Raw genomic sequence first — 20,144 nt, 5'->3', positions numbered from 1 at the left:
AAAACCTGAGAAGATTTTTCTCAGGTTTTAGTTTATATGAGTTTATTTTACATAATTTAAATTATGCCTTAAAGTTTATCCAAAGCGTTCTTTTGCTCGTCATTGACAATATGTGTATAGAGGTCGGTTACCTGAGTACTGGCGTGTCCCAGTTGGTGGCTGACCAAGACTTGAGATTTAGTGGCATCATAGAGCCTTGTCGCCAGTGTGTGCCGCAGTTTATGGGGAGTCACACGGATTTTAAAGTCTTCTGAGTATTTGGCAACCATTTTTTCGATAGAAGAAGCATCCATACGATTAGGAAGACCGCGGTATTCCGATAAAAAGAAAGCAGTATCCGTCTTTTCGGCCTTGTAGCGCGCCTGACGAATGTTGATATAATTTTCTAAATAAGGTTTGGCAAAAGCGGCCACATTGACAGAATCTCTTTTACCGCCTTTACGGGTAACCTCGATAACCATCATTTTGAGATTGACATCCTTTAGATCAAGGTTGACCGCCTCCGACAAACGCACACCAGAAGCTAAAAGCAGGGCAATAATAGCCAAATCGCGTTCCTTATTTTTTCGGAAAGATGATAGAGCTCTCTTAGAAAGTTTGTTTTGGTAACCATTATCAACATAGTCCAAAAATTCCATGGTTTCATCGCCCAAAAAAAGCTTTTGTTTAATATTTTCAGCCCGGGCTGCCAAGGTTTCTTTTTTCTTTTTAGTCGAAACTTTTTTCATGACATTTCGGTAAAAATAAGGTTCCCCATCAGCATTTTCAACCTCCTCGGTCAAATATTTGTAAAGACTGGATAAGGCTGACAGCGTACGGTTGATAGTCGTCTGAGAAACACCGTGACGCTTGGTGTTGGAGTTGAGTAGTGTCCGCTCCCGTAAATAAAGAATAAAAGCCTCCATATCCTTTTTACTGAGGTTTTCAAGGGTTTCCAGAGGAATATCAGCAAGTTTTTCAGCATCCGAAACACCGGCATCAATCAGCCATTCAAAGAAACGCCGATATTCTTTCAGATATTCGTATAGCGTCGTAAAACTGTATGGAACAGTTAATTTTGACTGATAGTAATCCAAAACATACCAGGGCATAAGCTCTTTTAGTTCATCAATTTTTTCAAGCAGCAGTTCACGTCTCATGTCTATCTCCTAAATAAAAAGTCATTGATATTTATCTAATAATAGGAGTATATCACACCTTTATATGATTTTCAAGAAAATTACAGTTTTTCGGAAAGATGTTAATGGCTATGTCACGACAGCAAGTGCTAAATCATAAGTCTAATAGTCATTAAAGTTAAATAAGTCAAAAAACATTTAGCACAATAATAACTTCTTAACTTTATACGAACAATCCCCCGCAGCAAAACTGTTACGGGGGGATTGTTGATCTGATGATTGACCTGTCAGAGAGATTATTTGGGTTGTTGGCCGGCTTTTATTTCTCTATAGTTAGATCCTTTAATTGTTCCTCAATTGCCGGCAAATCTGCTCCTGCTTGTACAAGAGCGGCTGCTGCGTAAGTTCCTTCAACGATTGGAACTTTATTTATAATGATATTTTTGGCTGAGAACTCTGCGGCCATTTCTAAGTTCATTTTGGCAGAACCTAAATCAAAGAAAGCCAGAAGAGTTTCTTTAGGGTTGTCTTCAATGACTTTTTGTACTTGGTCAAAACCGGTGCCGATTTCGCCGTCTTCCTTACCGCCAGTATAGGTAAAGGGGACATCTTTGGCAACTTCTTGAATCAAGTCTGCCACACCTTGTGCAATATTTTTTGAATGTGAAACAATGACGATTCCAATTTCCGACATTACAGTGCACCTGCTTCTAATAAAGATTCAAATAATAAACCGGAAGAGTATGATCCAGGATCGATGTGTCCGATGGAGCGTTCTCCTAAATAGGAAGCCCGGCCTTTTGTAGCTCGTATATCCTTTGTCTTTTCGACATAGGATTGTATACTTTCTTTGGTCAATCGACCGGCTTGAATATCTTCCAGTACAGGAGCCCAGACATCGACCATCGTCTTTTCATTGACTTTGGCTTTGCCTCTTTGTTTAATCATATCTAAACCGGCTTTTATCAGATCATAAACGGAACCTTGAGCTGTTTGGGCTTTGGTGATTCCCATGAAGGCTGATCCGTATAAAGGTCCCGAAGCACCGCCGACTTTGCTGATCAATTGCATAGAAACAGCCTTGAAAACATCAGCTGCTGAGTCAAACTCTTTAGTATTGAGGCTTTCCATGACAGCTGTCATGCCGCGAGCCATATTGCCGCCGTGATCTCCGTCACCGATTGGTGTATCAAGCTGAGAGAGATAGTCTTTATTTGCCTGAATTTTATCATTAAATAATGTCATCCACAGTTTTGCTGTTTTTACTTCCATAATCGCTTCATTTCTCCTTACCAAGCAGGTGTTTCAACCGGACTGTTCAGGGCTTCCAGCCAGTCATTGTCTTTGAGTTTTATAAGGGTGAGTGAAATACCTGCCATGTCAATCGAGGTCATGTAATTGCCGATTTTTTTATAAACTACTTCAATGCCCTTTTGGCTGAAGGACTCTTTAACATCTTTAGCAAATACATACTGCTCCATGAGAGGGGTCGCTCCCATGCCATTGATTAAAACACCGAATTTATCGTCGGGCTGGACAGCGAAAGATGCTGCTAATTTTTCAACCAATTCTTTGGCTAATGCTTTAGAAGGCTGCATTTTTTCTCGGCGATAGCCGGGCTCACCATGAATGCCGATACCAAATTCAATCTCGTCATCGGCCAAGGTAAAGCCTGGTTTACCGACTTCCGGAACCGTTGCGCCGCTGAGAGCAAGACCGACTGTATGGATATTTTTCACCAATTCATCTGCCAACGCCTTGATTTCTTCAAGTGATTTTCCGTTTCTGGCAGCATTTCCCAGGATTTTATGAACCAGAATGGTACCGGCAACACCGCGGCGGCCTTGGGTATATAAGCTGTCTTCCACCGCAATATCATCGTCCACAACAACGCTCATAACTTTGATGCCTTCCATTTCTGCCATATCCTGGGCCATTTCAAAATTCATAATGTCTCCGGAATAATTTTTTATAATGAGAAAAACTCCAGCACCCTCATCAGCTTCTTTGATAGCTTCAAAAACTTGGTCTGGAGTCGGTGAAGTAAACACCGCACCGCAAACAGCAGCTGAAAGCATGCCTTGACCGACAAAACCGGCATGTGAAGGTTCATGACCGCTTCCGCCGCCTGAAACGAGACCGACTTGTCCTGCTTTTTCTGCCTTGCGGACAATGACATCAAAGCCGTCCAATCTACTGACTAAATCATTGTGCATATAAGCAAAACCATCGATCATTTCGGTCACGACTTGTCTGGGATCATTGATAATTTTTTTCATCTGCTCTACCTCCGATTTTTTCTATGATGAATGAATAGGGTGTTTTGAAAAATCAGTTTTCTTTTTCTAACATGGCGACTTTATGCTGATAATGTTTATACAAGGCTGCATAGCGGCTTTTATAGTCTTTGTTCCAAGGTTTGTCTTTACCGCAGAAATGCAGGAAAACGGTGTTTTTGATAACCCAGTCAAGATCCCATTCTCCCAGACTGCGGGTGAAATAAATGATATTGTATCTGGCGTCGTAATTGTAGATTTCATCCGGAATTTGGCTTGTTTGTGAGCCATACAGGGCATTGAGAACATCTTGATCAGGCAAAAGCAAGGTTCTTCCTTTTTTAGCGATATAATCCATAATAACCTGACGGTCTATTTGCTGACGGCACTTCTCTAAGTTCATCAGTAAAACGCCGGTATTGAAATAACTTTCTGCCTCAAAATTATTTAAGCGCAGCTTATTTACAATATCTGTTATACCTTTATCTGATACATGGCTGGCGGCAGCGTATAAATTGCTGCCCATTTCCATCCGGTAAAGAGAAACAATGTCATTAAGGCAAAGGATATCAGCGTCTAAATAAAGAATTCTTGACAGGTGCTGAGGAAGATATTCCTGGGCCAAGAGCCGGTAATAAATCGTTTCGGGATAGCGATCGCTGACCGGAGCGTCTTTAAAGTCCTCTTCGCTGATCACAATCGGTTGATAAGCAATTCCCAGCCGCCGGCAAAAGGCTGCAATCTCGTCATGTCTGTCCAAAAGTCCCTTTTGCAGAATATAAACCGTCAGCTGCTTGCAAGAGCTGTTGATATATAAAGAATAAAGGGTCACCTTAAATTGATCTACAAATCGGTCATTAATCGCGAACAAAAGATTGATATTTTCTGGTTTCTTCATAAGGATTAAGACGCTTCTTTCTAATTCAAATCTCTGTCAACCGGCTGAGGGCCAAAACTTTGTGATGTTGGCATCATTTCAATGCGGTTAATATTGACGTGTTTAGGCTGCTGATAAACCCAGAGAACAGTATTTGCTATATCCTCCGGCTGAATACTGTGAGCACCCTGATAGAGCTGATCGGCACGCTCATCATCCCCTTTAAAGCGCACATTTGAAAATTCTGTTCCGCCGCAAAGACCGGGTTCGATATTGGTGACACGCACCTTGGTGCCGGCCAAGTCTGCCCGGAGATTAAGGCTGAATTGTTTGACAAAGGCTTTGCTGGCCCCGTAAACATTTCCGCCGGGATATGGATAGGTTCCGGCAATCGATCCGATGTTGATGATATAGCCTGATTTGCGCTCTACCATAGCCGGCAATACTTGGCGTGTCAAATAAGTTAAACCGATAATATTGGTAGCAATCATTGTCTCCCAGTCTTTGAAATTAGCTTCGTAAGCTTTATCGAGCCCCAATGCTAAACCGGCATTGTTAACCAAGAGTTCAATGTCTGACCATTCTTGTGGGAGACTTGCCAGAGCCTTATCAATAGACGTTGTGTCTGTCATATCCATCTGCAGGGGATAAAAATTTTCTCCTAAAGCCGTTTTAAGCTCATTTAGCTTTTCCAGCCGTCTGGCAGCTCCAATAACACGATATCCTGCTTGGATGAAGGTTTCGGCCATTGACTTGCCAAATCCCGCTGAAGCGCCTGTAATCAATACTACTTCTGCCATTTTCAATCTCCTTTATTTTTTTGTCTTGTCATAGCATATTATACCTTTTTTCCGGGAAAATATCAGTGCTTGGAAATCTTTGCTGCATTTTTTCAAAAATAGGGGTTTCGTTTGTATGACTTTAGTAGTATAATAGTTTGTAATTAAGGAGGGATTTTTATGATTAGATTTGAACATGTTTCCAAACTATATGGGGAGACCCGAGCATTGAGCGATTTGAACCTGACGATTGAAAACGGTGAAATTTTCGGTCTAATCGGTCATAACGGTGCGGGTAAAACAACTACCATCAATATGCTGACATCGATTATCAATGCCAGCTACGGTGATATTTTTGTTGATGATTTAAAATTGACAGATCATCGTGATGACATCAAAAGGCGAATCGCCTATGTACCTGATTCTCCTGACATCTTCCTTAATCTGACAGCACAGGAATACTGGCTGTTTTTGGCGAAAATTTATGGTGTAGACTCTAAAACTGCTGAAGACCGCATTGCTAAGCTGGCCGGTCTCTTCGATATTTTTGATCGGCGCTTTGAAACGATTGAGAGCTTTTCTCACGGGATGCGTCAGAAAGCAGTTGTTATCGGTGCTCTTATTCCTAACCCTGATATCTGGATTTTAGATGAACCGCTGACCGGACTTGATCCTCAGGCTTCATTTGATTTAAAGGAAATGATGAAAGAGCATGCTCATAAGGGAAATACTGTCCTTTTTTCAACCCATGTTCTCTCTGTTGCTGAACAGCTCTGCGACCGTATTGGTATTTTGCGTCAGGGAAAACTCATTTTTGTCGGAACTTTGGATGAATTAAAAGCCAATTACCCGGATCAAGACCTAGAAAGTATCTACCTGCAATTAGCCGGACGCAAAGACAGCTCAAAGGCAGGTGATGAGCTATGAACTACAGAAATATCTGGGAAATGATCAAAATCAATATCCTTTATTCTAATCCTCAAGCTTTAACCAATATACAGAAAAAACGGGAAAAGTATCCTGACAAACACTTTTCGGCTTACAAAACAGTTCTGTTTCAGCAGATTTTATTGGTTGTCTTGTTTTTATTAATCTACCTTAGCCTCTTTTTGGTTATCGATTATTCTAAAGCGAGCGGATACTTTTCTTTTCAGGTTGCCCTTTTTAGCATTGTTGCTGTCATTTCAGAATTTTCGATGCTGTTTGCTGTCTTTTATGATAGCGATGATACAAAACTCTATCTTCCGCTGCCGGTTAAGGAAAAAGAGGTTTATTTTGCTAAACTCATTTCCTCTCAGGGTGGGTATCTGCCGTTTCTTATGCCGGTGGTTTCCCTTTTTGCCATTACTTACTGGCAGCTTACCCACTCTGTGCTAGTTACTGCTGCTGCAGTTATTATTAATTTTTTGATTTTGCTGCTTGCCATCAATACAATCAGTATTATTTTGATCTATTTTATCGGACAGGTTTTGGTCAAAAGTTCACATAAAAAAACGATTTCGACAGTACTTATGGTCATTTCAACGGTAGCTGCGGTGGGGACTATATTTTACCTGCAGTTTACCAGCAATTCAGTGAACGAAAGCGGCAGCGTCGCTAAAATGGCAGATCTTCCTTATTTTAGAGGATTCTATGATGTTATCCGCTCTCCTTTTTCAACAGCCAGTCTCTTAAACTTTTGGCTGGGTATTGCCATAACTGCTATCCTCTTAGTCTTCATTTGGCGCAGCATTATCTCCAATTATTTCAGACAATTCTTATCCATTCAGACAACTCAGCCGGCGGAAAGAAAAATCTCCAAGAAGACATCCAACGGCAGCCTCAGACAAACACTGATCAAACATCATTTAAATACGCTTAAAGATGCAACCCTGATTGTTCAGAACTATCTGATGCCCTTAATCTTTGCTGTGGCTTTTATCGGTCCTAACCTTTCTTCGGGGGATTCTTTCATGGCAAACCTTGATTCACGTTTCTTTGGTGTTGCACTGCTCATCGGTATTATTTTGGGAAATTTCACTGCCAGCCCCAGCAGCTTTTTGGGAGTCGGTATTTCCTTAGAAAAAAATAACTATACCTTTATAAAAACCTTACCCATTTCTTTTAAGCGTTTTTTGCGGCAAAAATTCTACTGCCTTGTCTTCATGCAACTCAGCTTGCCGATTTTGATTTACTTTGTTTTAGGACTTACTGTACTGAAAGTTCCCTTGGCTTTGCTATTGAGCTTTCTTTTCGGAATGGCACTGTCAACCGTTGTTATCGGTGAATTGATGTATTGGCGCGACTACCGTCTTTTAACGCTCAATTGGCAAAACGTAGCACAGCTGTTTTCAAGAGGGGGCGGACAATGGCTCTATATAGGAATCGTTTTTGGCAGTTTGATTTTTGGCGGTTTCTTAGTTGCTTTAGCTGTTATCGTTTCTTTAAAAACATCTGTTTTAGGAGTAGGAATCGGACTGACGCTGCTTTCACTTGCAGTATTGGGAATACTTCATTATTATATTCAGCAGCGCTTTTGGAAAAAAATAGATTAGATCATAGCCACCCATCAAACGGGTGGTTTATTTATTTGCAGTTAAAAGCTCAAAATGGATTAAAGCTTACATAAAAAAAGTGAAACAACTGCTTTGTCTCACTTTTTATGTCATTAATCATTTTCAATAGTCTGTGCAGCGGTAATGATAGCAAGTTTATAAATATCCTCAGCACTGGAGCCTCGCGAAAGATCATTTACCGGACTGTTAAGCCCCTGCAGAATCGGTCCGATAGCTTCAAACATTCCCAAACGCTGAGCAATCTTGTAGCCGATATTGCCAGATTGCAAATCCGGAAAAATGAAAACATTGGCATGTCCTGCAACATCACTGCCCGGCGCTTTGATAGCTGCTGTATCAGGCACAAATGCTGCATCAAACTGAAGTTCGCCGTCCAGCGCAATGTCCGGACGAAGTTCCTTAGCAATACGGGTTGCTTCTTGAACTTTTTCCACCTGAGGTGCCTTAGCACTTCCCTTGGTTGAAAAGCTGAGCATAGCGATTTTAGGGTCGATGTCAAAAATTTTTGCTGTATCCGCTGTATTGACAGCAATCTCAGCTAATTCCTGCTCATTAGGATCAATATTGATGGCACAGTCGGCAAAAATTAAACGCTGTTCAGTGTTTTCGCGGTTCATCAGGAAAACACCTGACGTCCGTGAAATTCCCGGTTTGGTTTTGACAATTTGCAGAGCCGGACGAACAGTATCAGCCGTCGAATGAACAGCCCCTGATACCATGCCGTCAGCTAAGCCCAGCTTGACCAGCATAACACCAAAATAGTTAACGTCTTTAAGAAGTTTGTCAGCATCTTCAAGCGTTGCTTTCCCTTTGCGAATTTCCACAAATTCTTCTTTCATCTTTTCGAAATCGGGATATTCTTCAGGATTGATAACCGTATAATTCTGATCAGCAAAGCCCAGTTTTGTCAGCAGGCCACGGACATCAGCTTCATTTCCCAAAATAATCGGCTCAACCAAACCTTCAAATTTAAGGCGGGCAGCTGCACGCACAACGCGCTCATCATTTCCTTCCGGGAAGACGATTTTGATATTTTTACCAACAATTTTTTCCCGCAAACCGCCAAATAAAGAACGAATACTCATTATATAAACCCTCTATCTATTTTTTAAATCTATGATAACGCTATCAAAGTCATCTGTCAAGAAACTATTGTACTCCTTGTGTTCTTTTGAAAAAGGATCTTCAAAGGCCAGGTAATGACAGTGAAGCGCTTGTCTTTTGAGGCCATAACTCATATCACCGCCGTACAGATCATCACCTAAAAGAGGAAAACCGATATGGGCAAAATGGACACGTATCTGATGGGTGCGGCCGGTATGCAGGCGGATATCGACTAAGTGGACATCTCCATAACTTGCTATAATTTCATAGCTGGTATGTGCATATTTGCCGGAAGGATGGACACACCGTGTAATAATACTGCTATCATTTCTGGCGATAGGCGCAATAATCTCCCCCTTTTCAGAGAGCTTTCCGTGGCCGGATACCAGGGCATAATAGCGTTTTTCGATGCTTTTTCTCTGAAGCTGTTTGTCCATCCGCGCGTGAGCGTAACCGTGTTTGGCAAACAGCATGAGTCCGCTTGTGTCCTTATCAAGCCTGGTAACAATGTGAATCTTTTTATTTGGGTAGTTATTTTCCAGATAATAGCCCTTAACAAAATTGGCCATGGTATTTGAATGCAGTATGCTGGGAATGCTGGCATAGCCAGCCGGTTTATCTAAAATTAAAAAATGTTCATCCTCATGAACAATATTAAGGTCGTGTTTGATTGGTTTCAAACTGTCATGAGATTCTTCATCAGGAATATCAATGACGACTTGATCGCCCTTGCTGAGCAGATAAATGGCATTTTCTTCTTTGCCGTTGACCAGTATAGAACCGCCCTTGAATTTAATTTTAGCCAGCAAAGCTTTGGAGATGTCATGACCTTTTAAAAATGTCTTAACCTTTGTCTGCCGATCGGCAGCAAATTCAAATCTCATGAATCGCAGTCTCCGATGAAAGAATCCTTAACCCGCTCCCAAAAGCTGGTATGGCTTGGCGTTGCAACAAAGCTGATTGTCTTATGATCAATTTCATACTCAATCTTAGCAACATTTCGGTGCGTATAGGTTTTATTATCGACAGACAGGATGTAGGATCCCAAGCGTTTCGGAATAATTTCGATCTTATCCTTCTTAGGAACAATAATAGAACTTCCCAAGGTTCTGAAAACACGGTTGTTGAGACTGGAAATTTCTGTCAGCTGTAATGCTTCGATGGTCGGATGCAAGACAGCTCCGCCTAAAGATTTATTGTAGGCAGTGCTGCCGGTTGGTGTCGAAACTGAGATACCGTCTCCGCGAAAGCGTTCAAACTGAACATGGTTAATAATGACATCTGCGACCATTGTTTTTTCAAATCTTTTAATCGTTGCCTCATTAAGAGCCCTGGAAGTCAGCTGACGACCGTCACTTAACGTAAGCGTAACTTTTAAAATCGGGTAAGAAACTTTCTCCCCCTTATCTGAATGCAGATTATCCAGCAATTTATCAACTTCAAAATCGCGATAATCCGTATAAAAACCCAAATGTCCTGTATGGATACCGACAAAGCGAACAGTATCCAGATGCTTTTCATACATGTGAAAAGCGGACAAAAGCATACCGTCTCCGCCGATAGTAATAACGATATCGGGATTTTTCTTAGTCAGATAAAAATCATCATCATCTCTTAATGCCGAAAAGAGCTTGCTTGCGACTCTCTTGCTTTGATATTTTCCATTTGCGATTATGGCAACTTTCGTTATCTTATCGGTAAAGTTCATCTGTGTCATCACTATTTCCTACACCATCATTTAGTTTTCTTTTTTCCGCATCAAATAATAGCTGAGCTTCTTTAATATCATCGCGGATCTGCCGCATTTCTTCATCCAGCTGAAAAGCAATTTTGGCAGTCAGCTCTAAACGCTTTTTGATATCATCCGGAAATTCTCCATGGTATTTATAATTCAGAGAATGTTCAATAGTCGCCCAAAAATTCATGGCCAGTGTTCTGATTTGAATCTCAGCGAGGATAATTTTCTGACCGCTGATGGTATCAACCGGATACTCAATCACAACATGGTAGGACCGGTAGCCGCTGGGCTTTAAATTATTGATATAATCCCTTTCCTGAACGATTTTCATATCTTTGCGCTGACGCAGAAGCTCCAATACATCATCAACGTCATCGACAAACTGAACCATGATTCGCAGGCCTGCGATATCCTGCATATCCTGAGCAAGATTTTCCCGCCTTATTCCACGCAAAGCCATTTTTTCTTTGATGCTTTCAATCGGTTTGACACGACCGGTCACAAATTCGATTGGCGAATGGCGGTTTTGCTTACGAAACTGTTTGCGGATTCCTCTGAATTTAATCTTTAATTCTCCTACTGCCTGAATATAAGGATCCAGAAATTCCTCCCAGTCCATAAACGCTGCCTCCTTCCTTGTCAAAAATTAGACTTTTTTATAGAATTAAACTAATATCTTATTATACCATAATACGCTTAACAAAGGAAAAAAGAATGAATCATCTCGAAATTGAATATAAGACGCTGCTGACCAAAGAAGAATTTGATCGTATCAAAGCCCAAATGCCGCAAATTGAAGCAATCAAACAGACAAACTATTACTTTGATACGGATAACTTTGACTTAAAAGCCAATAAAATGTCACTGCGTATCAGAACCTTTGCTGATAAGGCTGAATTAACTCTCAAAGTACCTCAAGAAGTTGGTAATTTGGAGTATAATCACACGCTGCTGCTGGATGAAGCCGAAAAGATAATCTGCAAGCTACAGCTCCCGGACAGTGAGATTAAACAGTTAATCTGTCAAGCCGGTATTGATTTAAATGATTTGAAAGTTCTTGGAAGTCTGACAACAGTACGCCGTGAAATTGCCACTAAGATCGGACTGATGGCTTTGGATCATAATTGTTATGCTGGGATTGAAGACTATGAACTCGAACTGGAAGTTTCCCAAGCTCAAAAAGGAAAGGCCGATTTTGAAACTTTTCTCAAGACGAACCGTATTCAGTTCAAATACGCCAAAAGCAAGGTAGCTCGCTTCAGCCAGACTCTGCCGAAAAAATAAAGTTCAGGAGCAGAAATTATTAAAATCACCTGAAATTTCTCATAATATTTGGTAAAATAAAGATACTAATGTAAAGGAGCACCAAAATACCATGGCAGAACGTTACGCCGACAAACAAATTAAACTTTTTTCCCTAACGTCAAACACCGACATCGCCGAAAAAATTTCTAAGGCTGCCGGACTACCGTTAGGGAAATTGTCTTCTCGCAAGTTTTCTGACGGTGAGATTATGATTAACATCGAAGAAAGTGTCCGGGGAGATGATATTTATGTCATTCAATCTACCAGCTACCCTGTTAACGACCATCTCTGGGAACTCTTGATTATGGTAGATGCCTGCAAACGTGCCAGTGCTAACAGCGTCAATGTTGTTATCCCTTATTTTGGCTACTCACGTCAGGACCGCATTGCTGCTGCCCGTGAACCGATTACTGCTAAATTAGTAGCCAATATGCTGGTTAAGGCCGGAGTTGACCGTGTTTTGACCTTAGACCTGCACGCTGTTCAGGTACAGGGCTTCTTTGATATTCCGGTTGATAATCTGTTCACTACTCCTTTGTTTGCTGAACACTATACTAAATTGGGCTTATATGGGGAGGACATTGTAGTTGTCAGTCCTAAAAATTCAGGCATCAAGCGCGCCCGCAGTTTAGCTCAGTATTTGGATGCTCCGATTGCTATCATTGATTACGCTCAGGATGATGATTCCTCGCGTGAAGAAGGCTATATTATCGGTGACGTTGCAGGCAAGAAAGCCATTCTCATTGATGATATTCTAAATACCGGAAAAACATTTGCAGAGTCTGCTAAAATCGTTGAACGCGGAGGCGCTACTGAAATCTATGCTGTCGCCAGCCATGGATTGTTCGCCAGCGGAGCCACAGAAATTTTGCAGGCTGCTCCAATTAAAGATATTTTGATTACAGATTCTGTTTACACTGATCAAAAGTTACCTGATAATTTGCATTATCTTTCTGCCAGCGAACTGATTGCAGATGCCATTATCCGTATTCACGAAAGACGGCCTGTCAGTCCTTTGTTTGCTTATGACCGTAAAGGAGATGAATCCTAAATTTGATTTATTTTGATAACGCTGCAACTACTCCTCTGACACCTTCTGTTGTTCAGGCTATGACTGAAGTGATGACCGATACCTTTGGCAATCCTTCCAGCATTCACTCTTACGGCAGGGCTGCCGGCAAAGTGCTGCGGGGCTGCCGGCAAAGTGTTGCTCAAGTGTTTGAGGTTCCATCAAGAAATATTATTTTTACGTCCGGCGGAACAGAAAGCAACAACACTGCACTCAAAGGTTATGCTCTTGCTCATCAGGATCAAGGAAAACATATTATTTCAACAGCTATTGAACATCATTCTGTTTTAAACAGTCTTCATTATTTGGAAAAGCGTTTCGGTTTTGAAGTGACCTATTTGAATCCTGTTGACGGCTGCATTTCTGCCCGGCAGGTTAGAGATTCTTTGCGTGAGGACACTGTTTTAGTATCGGTTATGTTTGCTAATAATGAAACAGGAGATGTGCTGCCAATCAAAGAGATCGGCAGCCTTCTTAAAGACCATCAAGCTGTTTTTCATGTTGATGCTGTCCAAGCTGCAGGCAAGATTCCTATTCATCCTAAGGATTTAAACATTGATTTTCTGTCAGCTTCTGCCCACAAATTTCACGGTCCTAAAGGAGTTGGCATCCTCTATGCTGATGATCTTCATTTTGACAGTCTCCTTCATGGCGGTGAACAGGAGGAAAAACGTCGGGCCAGCACGGAAAATCTTATCAGTATTGCAGGTCTGACGCAGGCTTTAGTCGATGCCCAAGCTCATCAACAAAAACATCTGGAAGATGTCAGCAAGCTCAAAAAGATACTCTTAGAGGGCTTAGAGGGAGTTGATTATTATCTCAATTCAAACGAAGATGCCCTGCCTTATGTGATTAATATCGGATTTCCCGGATATAACAACGGAATTCTGCTGACTCAGTTAGATTTGGCTGGTTTTGCGATTTCAACAGGTTCTGCCTGCACAGCCGGCACTGTTGATCCCAGTCATGTTTTAGCAGCAAAATACGGAGCGGAGTCCCCCCGTCTGCAAGAATCTGTTCGTATCAGTTTTTCAGATTTGAACCAACCAGATGAGGCCAAAGCTCTAGCTGCAAAAATAAAGGAGATTGTAGGAAAATAAAATGGCTTTTGAAAAAACAGTAAATTTACCTGATTGTAAATACAGCTATACCATCAGTCCCAGCGTAAAAAGATTCACTCTGCGGGACACTGCCTTTACTCAAAACAAGCTGGGAAATTATGAACTCAGCCGCCTTTTAGAAAAGGTCCCCAACAGCGGCGACGGCTTTTCTCTGAAAATTACCATTAACAAAGATTTGACCGGCTTTAAACTGACCATTACAGACAAATCCGGACTGCGACCCGTTAATATCTTTAAATCCGAGAAAAACCAAATCATCCAGGATAAGTTTTATTTCTTAATGAACAGTTTGGCTGAGCGTGACATCTTTGTGAAAAAGGAAAATTAAGCTGACTTCAGCACAGTGCTTCTGCTGCCTGCTGAAAACATATTTTTAATAAAACAAGGGAGAGGGTGGGCTGAAACTTCGATAGCTTTTCGGAGTTCCAGCTTCCTTCTTTTTACGTGTATAAGTAAAACTGAGATCCTTTCATAAGAAAAACTTATGCCAACTTCAAAGAAAAGATGTTGCAATTTTCACAATCTTTTTTTAAAATAGTAGTACATAGCAAAGGAGATAAGTATGGTTACTCTTGACAAATCTATTCCCAAAGCGACAGCGAAGCGCCTATCACTTTATTATCGTATTTTTAAACGGTTCCATTCGGAAAATATTGAAAAGGCAAGCTCTAAGCAGATTGCTGAAGCGATTGGTATTGATTCAGCAACCGTTCGCCGTGATTTTTCTTATTTTGGCGAGCTGGGACGCCGCGGTTTTGGCTATGATGTCAAAAAATTAATGAATTTTTTTGCAGATATTCTCAACGACACTTCTACGACTAATGTGTTGCTTGTCGGGGTCGGCAATATCGGCCGTGCTCTTCTCCATTATCGTTTTCATGAGCGCAATAAGATGAAAATAGCTATGGCTTTTGACACCGACGACAATGAGCAGGTCGGCCAGCTCACTGATGACGGTGTTCCCATTTACGGTATTTCCAGTATCAAGGAAAAATTAGCCGGAACAGATGTTAAAACAGCAATTTTGACTGTTCCCAGCAGCAAAGCCCAGGAAGTTGCTGATACGTTGGTTGAAGCCGGTATCAAAGGAATTTTGTGCTTTTCACCGGTTCACCTGTCACTTCCAAAGGGAGTTGTTGCTCAGTATGTTGATTTAACCAGCGAATTACAGACGCTATTATATTTTATGAATCAAGAAAAAAATTCGAAGAATTGACAAAGTAAGGAGGGTCTATGACCAAATCCAGACCAATTATCGGTATTTCGGGTAATGAAAGACCACACGCAAAATTTCCTGATATACTGTGGTCCTATACACCATCCGGCTATGTTAAGGGAGTACAGAAGGCCGGCGGTCTTCCGCTCGTGATTCCTGTCAGTGAGCCGAATCTTGCCGCATCTTATGTTTCCATGGTTGACAAGCTTATTTTAACAGGCGGTCAAAATGTCGACCCTGTTTTTTATGGGGAAGATAAGGATACCAGCGATGATGATTTTTATTTAGCGCGTGATTTGTTCGAATTTGCTCTTGTTGAAGAAGCCATTAAACAGGAAAAACCGATTTTCTCTGTCTGCAGGGGCACACAGCTGATGAATATTGCTTTGGGAGGAACACTCAATCAAGATATAGAAGACCACTGGCAAGACGAACCGAGTGACTATCTCAGCCAAAACATGTTGATAAAGGCTGATACTGCCTTGGAAAAAATTTACGGTACTTCTGCCTCTATCAATTCCTTTCATCATCAGAGCATCAAGCGGCTGGCCGATGACTTAGAAGTCATTGCCTATGATCCTGCTGATGACACTATTGAAGCAGTAACATCTACTAATTCCGATATTAATTTTTTGGGGGTTCAATGGCACCCTGAACTGCTGTTTGAGTCACGAGAAGAAGATCAAAAACTTTTTAACTACGTCGTTAATGAACTTTAAATAAGATCCGTCTCTTCACGGAAACTGTAATATTCCTTCTTCCCGACTATAATATGATCCAAAAAAACGATTCCTAAATCATCACAGGATCGTTTTATTTTTTCTGTAAACGCCAAATCATTTTCACTGGGATAGGTTGAACCTGAAGGATGGTTATGGACAACGATAAGCGAGGTTGCCATACTTTTGCAGGCATAGTGCAGAATTTCCCTGGGTTCGGCAACAGAACGCCTGACGCTGCCGATAAAAATGATTTTCTTTTTGATAATACGGTTCTGTGTATCCAGATAAATGGCAACCAGATGTTCCTGTCTTTTATCGCCCAGTTCGGCCATCATAACTTTTGCTAAGCGTTCGCTGCTTAAAATGCGTTCTTTAAAACTATATTCTGATTGATTAATTCTCTTCGAAAATTCCAGAATGGCCTTGATTTCTATTGACTTCAACTGACTGATACCTGCAATCGTCTGCAGTTCCTCAATTGATAAGGTGCGAAAATCAGCTATGCTGTCCAAACGCTCTAAAATGTTGTTAGACAAATTTAAAACATGGTCTTTTCTGTTACCGGTCCTTAGTATAATCGCCAACAGCTCCTGATTGCTGAGGCTTTCAGGACCATAAGTCAGCAGGCGCTCCCGCGGCAGCAGAGCTTCTTTTGTAAATTCTATACTGTACATTCATTTACCCTCCACTACTACTATTCGTATTTGTTCCGATATTTTCTCAGTAAAAATCAAAACGGCTTCTACCGATACCCAGTAGAAGCCATTTAATCATATTAGGCAAAGGGCATAGACTGCCAAAACACTGATAATACTGAAGAGGGAGCCTATGAGATAGTATTCTGCAAAAGCCTGATTTTTAGAAATTTTATCATAACGGGCAATTGACTTGGCCGTAAAAACCAGACCGATAGAGGCAAACTGGCCAAATAGAAGAAATATTCCCATAATCAAACGTTCCAACAAACCGATGGTTGCCCCTGCTCCTGTAATGGTTTCATCATCATTGGTATTTTTTACCTGATACTTGCTGAAAAACAGCTTAAAGATGATATTAATCGGTTTGGTAATGAGAACCACAAACAAAATCAGCTTAAGACTGTGCTGCATATCGCTTATCCATTCAACAGTGATCGGTTCACTAAACAGATAAATCGTGGTAATCGCCAAAAGATGCATCGCCTGATCAAGAAGAAAAGCAGCCTTATCCAACTGCCGCTTATGGTAAAAAGGATAGAACAAAAATTTAGCACTGTCAATCACCGCATGGCTGGCAAAAACCAGCAGTGCCATAGCAAAAGCGTGCGGGACACAAAGACTGATAACAATCAAAGGTAGAGCAACAATGCAAAGATGCTTACACAAATACCGCCAATCATAAGACTTCAAATCTGCCATTTTTTGGCTTTGCCATTGAAAATCAGCTAAAAAATGGGCAATGAGGAACACTGTCAGCATAGGGTTATGCGACAGAAAGTGAGATACAAGATTAAAATGAATCATCTGCCGCTTCTCCTTTAGTTTCAATAGCATTCAGCAATAAATCGACAGCTGCTTTTTTATTTCTCAGGTAAATTTTTAAACCGCCGGATTTGAGACGTTTGTTAAAACTGCTCGGGCTTAACTGAAGCAGCTCGGCCATCTCCTTGTGAGAAAACTTTTCTTCATAAATTCCTTTGTGCAGCAGACCGATAAGCAGATCGGCCTGAGTAGCCGTCCATTTTGACTTAATAAATTCACAGGCAGCTAAGACAGCATTGATTTGCCGGGCAGCAAAGGTATCATCCAGAGCTACCGCCAAATGATTGCTGCCATAGTCGTTCTTATCATGGATATAATCAATGGCAGCTCTGGCATGCCAGTAGGCCGGACCGTCCGAACCGATGCTTTGCTTAGGATTAACAGCTGTCAGCATACTGCCCGCTCCAATTCCAAACCTGATTTGGTAGGGCTGAAATCCCATCGCAATATCATCAATAATCTGGAAAATCTGTGTATTGGGGCACAGCAAAGCTTGAAATTCATCCCCTGTCGTTATGGTAAAGGGAGATTCCAGCACAGCTTGATAGCGGGAATTGATCTGATTTAAAATTTCCTGAAGTTTTTCTTGGCTTTCAGGCCGATCTTTTATTTCTCGCGAAGCAATAATATCTCCAATAATCGCGATATGAGTCATTTTATCCCTCCTTATAATGTCTATTATAACGGAAATTTTATAAAATGTCTATTATAACGGAAATTTTATAAAATATCTGTCTCAGCGACAATTCCGGCAAAGACACTATCAAATGGCAAGAATCCTTGTGACTGCTATCTTCTTCTTTTCTTGGCCTTCTTCATTTTTTTAGCCATCTTTTTCATAGATTGCTTCATGGCAAATTCTCCGACTTTGCCTTTGAAGCCGCCGCCAAACATCTGACCCATGTCCATGTTGCCGCCGAGAGCTGACATATCAGGCATTCCGCCCTGTCCCATCATTCCGTCAAGGGCAGATGCGTCCATATTTTTAGGCATATTATTAGGATTAAGACCCATTTGCTTCATCATTTTATTCATATCGCCAGACAAAACGCCCTGCATCATTTTTTTAGCCTGATTGAAGTCTTTGATAAACTTGTTAACATCAACAAAGGTGTTGCCCGATCCTGCTGCAATCCGCCGCCGCCGGCTGGGATTCAAAAGATCCGGATTTTCACGTTCAGCAGGAGTCATTGATGATACCATGGCCCGCTTTCTGGCAATATCACGCTCATCAACCTTAACATTAGCAAGTGCAGGATTATTAGCCATTCCCGGAATCATTTTAAGAATATCTTCCATCGGGCCCATATTTTGCACTTGATCCAGCTGATCAATAAAATCATTGAAATCAAAGGTGTTTTCGCGCATTTTTTCAGCAAGTTCTGCTGATTTTTGCTCATCATAGTCCTGACTGGCCTTTTCAATCAGGGTCAGAAGGTCTCCCATACCCAGAATACGCGAAGACATCCGATCCGGATGGAAGGTTTCAATATCAGTAATCTTTTCTCCGATACCTGTAAATTTAATCGGTTTGCCGGTAATTTGCCGGATAGAAAGAGCTGCACCGCCGCGTGTATCGCCGTCAATCTTAGTCAGAACAAGACCGGTTATTTCCAACTGATTGTTAAACTCTCGAGCTACATTGGCAGCTTCCTGCCCGATCATACTGTCGACAACTAAGAGAATTTCATTGGGATCGGCCAAGGCTTTGACATCTCTCAGTTCAGCCATAAGCTTTTCATCAATTTGCAGCCGCCCTGCTGTATCAATTAAGACATAGTCATTGCGATTTTCTTTAGCCTGAGCCAGACCTTCCCTTACAATCTCAACTGCCGTGTGATCTGTTCCCATTTCAAAAACAGGTACATTGATTTGCTGACCGAGCGTTTTTAATTGGTCAATGGCAGCCGGCCGGTAAATATCAGCAGCAATCATCAGCGGCCGGGCATTTTCTTCTTTGACCAGCTTATTAGCCAGTTTTCCGGCAAAGGTGGTCTTACCTGCCCCTTGAAGTCCGGCCATCATAATGATTGTCGGAATCTTAGGAGACTTTTTAAGTTCAGCTGTTTCAGATCCCAGAATTGCCGTCAGCTCTTCGTCAACAATTTTGATAATCTGCTGCGACGGATCTAATGTATCGATGACCTCATGCCCGATAGCACGCTCACGCACACGCTTGATAAAATCTTTTACAACCGGAAGAGCAACGTCAGCTTCAAGAAGGGCCAGACGGATTTCTTTGGTGACTTCCTGAACATCTTTTTCTGAGAGTTTTCTCTTGCCGCGTAGATTTTTAAAAACACCTTGCAGGCGTTCTGTTAAACTTTCAAAAGCCATTTATTTTTCTCCTTATTATTGGAAATACTAGAACATTAATCTCGATTGTCAATACTGATGAGAACAGAAATTTTTTCCTGCAGATAAGCGTCCTCGGGATACTTATCCAAAAGATCATCAAAAATTTCACTGCGAACAATATAATCAGAATACATATGCAGTTTCATCTCGTAATCCTCTAAAATTTTTTCAGTCCGCTTAATATTATCGTAGACTGCCTGGCGGCTGACCTTGAATTCTTCGGCAATTTCAGCCAGACTGTAATCATCAGCGTAATAGAGCTCAATGTAGTTCATCTGCTTATCTGTCAGCAGTGCTGCATAAAACTCAAAAAGGGCATTCATACGATTGGTTTTTTCAATTTCCATAAGCTTTATTTTATCATATTTGAGCCCTAAAATCATCCG

Annotated in this window: 23 protein-coding genes; 8 read left to right on the top strand and 15 right to left on the bottom strand. The window is 41.3% G+C overall.

From position 1 onward, the window contains the following. Positions 1–68 precede the first annotated feature (68 nt). The 6 genes from xerS to AC4HAN_RS00400 all read right to left on the bottom strand — a co-directional run bounded on the left by xerS (position 69) and on the right by AC4HAN_RS00400 (position 5,071). Positions 69–1,139 carry a tyrosine recombinase XerS gene (gene xerS / locus AC4HAN_RS00425; protein ID WP_491090460.1) on the bottom strand — a complete coding sequence of 357 codons (1,071 nt, stop codon included), beginning with the start codon at positions 1,137–1,139 and terminating at the stop codon, positions 69–71. Positions 1,140–1,437: 298 nt separating this feature from the next. Next, positions 1,438–1,812, bottom strand: coding sequence for a dihydroxyacetone kinase phosphoryl donor subunit DhaM (gene dhaM, locus AC4HAN_RS00420; RefSeq protein ID WP_491090459.1), 375 nt, complete (start codon positions 1,810–1,812; stop codon positions 1,438–1,440). Continuing rightward, positions 1,812–2,390 (bottom strand): dihydroxyacetone kinase subunit DhaL, encoded by a 579-nt coding sequence (dhaL, locus tag AC4HAN_RS00415; RefSeq protein ID WP_491090457.1) that lies wholly within the window; start codon positions 2,388–2,390, stop codon positions 1,812–1,814. Before dhaL ends, dhaM begins: the two co-directional genes overlap by 1 nt. A 17-nt stretch (positions 2,391–2,407) precedes the next feature. Then, complete coding sequence (gene dhaK, locus AC4HAN_RS00410; protein ID WP_491090455.1) at positions 2,408–3,397, bottom strand: dihydroxyacetone kinase subunit DhaK; 990 nt, start codon at positions 3,395–3,397, stop codon at positions 2,408–2,410. 52 nt (positions 3,398–3,449) lie between these two features. Next, positions 3,450–4,292: a glycosyltransferase family 8 protein gene (locus AC4HAN_RS00405; RefSeq protein ID WP_491090453.1), complete on the bottom strand. Its 843-nt coding sequence runs from the start codon at positions 4,290–4,292 to the stop codon at positions 3,450–3,452. Positions 4,293–4,312: 20 nt separating this feature from the next. Further along, a complete protein-coding gene (locus AC4HAN_RS00400) occupies positions 4,313–5,071 on the bottom strand; it encodes an SDR family oxidoreductase (RefSeq protein ID WP_491090451.1) in 759 nt (252 codons plus the stop codon). A gap of 159 nt (positions 5,072–5,230) precedes the next feature. On the opposite strand from AC4HAN_RS00400, the gene AC4HAN_RS00395 reads away from it, so the two are divergent. Continuing rightward, entirely contained in the window at positions 5,231–5,977 is a 747-nt protein-coding gene (locus tag AC4HAN_RS00395; RefSeq protein WP_491090450.1) for an ABC transporter ATP-binding protein, read from the top strand. Next, the gene (locus AC4HAN_RS00390) at positions 5,974–7,584 is read left to right on the top strand and encodes an ABC transporter permease (protein WP_491090449.1); all 1,611 of its coding nucleotides are present in this window, start codon (positions 5,974–5,976) and stop codon (positions 7,582–7,584) included. The genes AC4HAN_RS00395 and AC4HAN_RS00390 overlap by 4 nt, the downstream gene beginning before the upstream one ends. Positions 7,585–7,697: 113 nt before the next feature. Here the strand turns inward: AC4HAN_RS00390 and pta are convergent, their stop codons facing one another. From pta to yjbM, 4 genes are read right to left on the bottom strand one after another with little or no spacing between them, the layout of a single operon-like run. After that, positions 7,698–8,690: a phosphate acetyltransferase gene (gene pta, locus AC4HAN_RS00385; protein ID WP_491090448.1), complete on the bottom strand. Its 993-nt coding sequence runs from the start codon at positions 8,688–8,690 to the stop codon at positions 7,698–7,700. A 12-nt stretch (positions 8,691–8,702) separates the two neighbouring features. After that, positions 8,703–9,593 carry an RluA family pseudouridine synthase gene (locus AC4HAN_RS00380; RefSeq protein ID WP_491090447.1) on the bottom strand — a complete coding sequence of 297 codons (891 nt, stop codon included), beginning with the start codon at positions 9,591–9,593 and terminating at the stop codon, positions 8,703–8,705. Continuing rightward, the gene (locus AC4HAN_RS00375; protein ID WP_491090446.1) at positions 9,590–10,426 is read right to left on the bottom strand and encodes an NAD kinase; all 837 of its coding nucleotides are present in this window, start codon (positions 10,424–10,426) and stop codon (positions 9,590–9,592) included. The genes AC4HAN_RS00380 and AC4HAN_RS00375 overlap by 4 nt, the downstream gene beginning before the upstream one ends. Continuing rightward, positions 10,401–11,066 carry a GTP diphosphokinase gene (gene yjbM / locus AC4HAN_RS00370; RefSeq protein ID WP_491090444.1) on the bottom strand — a complete coding sequence of 222 codons (666 nt, stop codon included), beginning with the start codon at positions 11,064–11,066 and terminating at the stop codon, positions 10,401–10,403. The genes AC4HAN_RS00375 and yjbM overlap by 26 nt, the downstream gene beginning before the upstream one ends. Positions 11,067–11,161: 95 nt before the next feature. On the opposite strand from yjbM, the gene AC4HAN_RS00365 reads away from it, so the two are divergent. The 6 genes from AC4HAN_RS00365 to AC4HAN_RS00340 all read left to right on the top strand — a co-directional run bounded on the left by AC4HAN_RS00365 (position 11,162) and on the right by AC4HAN_RS00340 (position 15,877). Continuing rightward, positions 11,162–11,731: a CYTH domain-containing protein gene (locus AC4HAN_RS00365; RefSeq protein ID WP_491090443.1), complete on the top strand. Its 570-nt coding sequence runs from the start codon at positions 11,162–11,164 to the stop codon at positions 11,729–11,731. 91 nt (positions 11,732–11,822) lie between these two features. Then, a complete protein-coding gene (locus AC4HAN_RS00360) occupies positions 11,823–12,803 on the top strand; it encodes a ribose-phosphate diphosphokinase (RefSeq protein ID WP_491090441.1) in 981 nt (326 codons plus the stop codon). Between the two features lie 2 nt (positions 12,804–12,805). Continuing rightward, positions 12,806–13,921, top strand: coding sequence for a cysteine desulfurase family protein (locus AC4HAN_RS00355; RefSeq protein WP_491090439.1), 1,116 nt, complete (start codon positions 12,806–12,808; stop codon positions 13,919–13,921). A 1-nt stretch (position 13,922) separates the two neighbouring features. Next, positions 13,923–14,270 (top strand): DUF1831 domain-containing protein, encoded by a 348-nt coding sequence (locus AC4HAN_RS00350; protein WP_491090437.1) that lies wholly within the window; start codon positions 13,923–13,925, stop codon positions 14,268–14,270. Positions 14,271–14,504: 234 nt separating this feature from the next. Then, positions 14,505–15,158 (top strand): redox-sensing transcriptional repressor Rex, encoded by a 654-nt coding sequence (locus tag AC4HAN_RS00345; RefSeq protein WP_491090435.1) that lies wholly within the window; start codon positions 14,505–14,507, stop codon positions 15,156–15,158. A gap of 17 nt (positions 15,159–15,175) precedes the next feature. Then, entirely contained in the window at positions 15,176–15,877 is a 702-nt protein-coding gene (locus AC4HAN_RS00340) for a gamma-glutamyl-gamma-aminobutyrate hydrolase family protein (RefSeq protein WP_491090434.1), read from the top strand. On the opposite strand, the gene radC is transcribed toward AC4HAN_RS00340, so the two are convergent. From radC to AC4HAN_RS00315, 5 genes are all read right to left on the bottom strand, one after another. Then, on the bottom strand, positions 15,874–16,554 hold the full coding sequence (radC, locus tag AC4HAN_RS00335) for a RadC family protein (RefSeq protein WP_491090433.1): 681 nt from the start codon (positions 16,552–16,554) through the stop codon (positions 15,874–15,876). The genes AC4HAN_RS00340 and radC overlap by 4 nt on opposite strands. Before the next feature lie 96 nt (positions 16,555–16,650). Further along, positions 16,651–17,382 (bottom strand): DUF3307 domain-containing protein, encoded by a 732-nt coding sequence (locus AC4HAN_RS00330; RefSeq protein ID WP_491090432.1) that lies wholly within the window; start codon positions 17,380–17,382, stop codon positions 16,651–16,653. After that, positions 17,369–18,055 (bottom strand): SatD family protein, encoded by a 687-nt coding sequence (locus AC4HAN_RS00325; protein ID WP_491090431.1) that lies wholly within the window; start codon positions 18,053–18,055, stop codon positions 17,369–17,371. The genes AC4HAN_RS00330 and AC4HAN_RS00325 overlap by 14 nt, the downstream gene beginning before the upstream one ends. A gap of 134 nt (positions 18,056–18,189) precedes the next feature. Continuing rightward, positions 18,190–19,737: a signal recognition particle protein gene (gene ffh, locus AC4HAN_RS00320; RefSeq protein ID WP_491090430.1), complete on the bottom strand. Its 1,548-nt coding sequence runs from the start codon at positions 19,735–19,737 to the stop codon at positions 18,190–18,192. A gap of 35 nt (positions 19,738–19,772) precedes the next feature. Beyond that, on the bottom strand, positions 19,773–20,105 hold the full coding sequence (locus AC4HAN_RS00315) for a putative DNA-binding protein (RefSeq protein WP_057490846.1): 333 nt from the start codon (positions 20,103–20,105) through the stop codon (positions 19,773–19,775). Between the last annotated feature and the right edge of the window lie 39 nt (positions 20,106–20,144).

It is taken from the genome of Streptococcus sp. ELY_86 (assembly GCF_058314495.1).
Note: the sequence above shows the minus strand (reverse complement) of the source record. Positions and strands in the feature narration are given on the sequence as shown.

Coding starts and splice junctions, on each gene's coding strand:
- xerS (WP_491090460.1), bottom strand. CDS start 1,139: ATGAGACGTGAACTGCTGCTTGAAAAAATTGATGAACTAAAAGAGCTT.
- dhaM (WP_491090459.1), bottom strand. CDS start 1,812: ATGTCGGAAATTGGAATCGTCATTGTTTCACATTCAAAAAATATTGCA.
- dhaL (WP_491090457.1), bottom strand. CDS start 2,390: ATGGAAGTAAAAACAGCAAAACTGTGGATGACATTATTTAATGATAAA.
- dhaK (WP_491090455.1), bottom strand. CDS start 3,397: ATGAAAAAAATTATCAATGATCCCAGACAAGTCGTGACCGAAATGATC.
- AC4HAN_RS00405 (WP_491090453.1), bottom strand. CDS start 4,292: ATGAAGAAACCAGAAAATATCAATCTTTTGTTCGCGATTAATGACCGA.
- AC4HAN_RS00400 (WP_491090451.1), bottom strand. CDS start 5,071: ATGGCAGAAGTAGTATTGATTACAGGCGCTTCAGCGGGATTTGGCAAG.
- AC4HAN_RS00395 (WP_491090450.1), top strand. CDS start 5,231: ATGATTAGATTTGAACATGTTTCCAAACTATATGGGGAGACCCGAGCA.
- AC4HAN_RS00390 (WP_491090449.1), top strand. CDS start 5,974: ATGAACTACAGAAATATCTGGGAAATGATCAAAATCAATATCCTTTAT.
- pta (WP_491090448.1), bottom strand. CDS start 8,690: ATGAGTATTCGTTCTTTATTTGGCGGTTTGCGGGAAAAAATTGTTGGT.
- AC4HAN_RS00380 (WP_491090447.1), bottom strand. CDS start 9,593: ATGAGATTTGAATTTGCTGCCGATCGGCAGACAAAGGTTAAGACATTT.
- AC4HAN_RS00375 (WP_491090446.1), bottom strand. CDS start 10,426: ATGACACAGATGAACTTTACCGATAAGATAACGAAAGTTGCCATAATC.
- yjbM (WP_491090444.1), bottom strand. CDS start 11,066: ATGGACTGGGAGGAATTTCTGGATCCTTATATTCAGGCAGTAGGAGAA.
- AC4HAN_RS00365 (WP_491090443.1), top strand. CDS start 11,162: ATGAATCATCTCGAAATTGAATATAAGACGCTGCTGACCAAAGAAGAA.
- AC4HAN_RS00360 (WP_491090441.1), top strand. CDS start 11,823: ATGGCAGAACGTTACGCCGACAAACAAATTAAACTTTTTTCCCTAACG.
- AC4HAN_RS00350 (WP_491090437.1), top strand. CDS start 13,923: ATGGCTTTTGAAAAAACAGTAAATTTACCTGATTGTAAATACAGCTAT.
- AC4HAN_RS00345 (WP_491090435.1), top strand. CDS start 14,505: ATGGTTACTCTTGACAAATCTATTCCCAAAGCGACAGCGAAGCGCCTA.
- AC4HAN_RS00340 (WP_491090434.1), top strand. CDS start 15,176: ATGACCAAATCCAGACCAATTATCGGTATTTCGGGTAATGAAAGACCA.
- radC (WP_491090433.1), bottom strand. CDS start 16,554: ATGTACAGTATAGAATTTACAAAAGAAGCTCTGCTGCCGCGGGAGCGC.
- AC4HAN_RS00330 (WP_491090432.1), bottom strand. CDS start 17,382: ATGATTCATTTTAATCTTGTATCTCACTTTCTGTCGCATAACCCTATG.
- AC4HAN_RS00325 (WP_491090431.1), bottom strand. CDS start 18,055: ATGACTCATATCGCGATTATTGGAGATATTATTGCTTCGCGAGAAATA.
- ffh (WP_491090430.1), bottom strand. CDS start 19,737: ATGGCTTTTGAAAGTTTAACAGAACGCCTGCAAGGTGTTTTTAAAAAT.
- AC4HAN_RS00315 (WP_057490846.1), bottom strand. CDS start 20,105: ATGGAAATTGAAAAAACCAATCGTATGAATGCCCTTTTTGAGTTTTAT.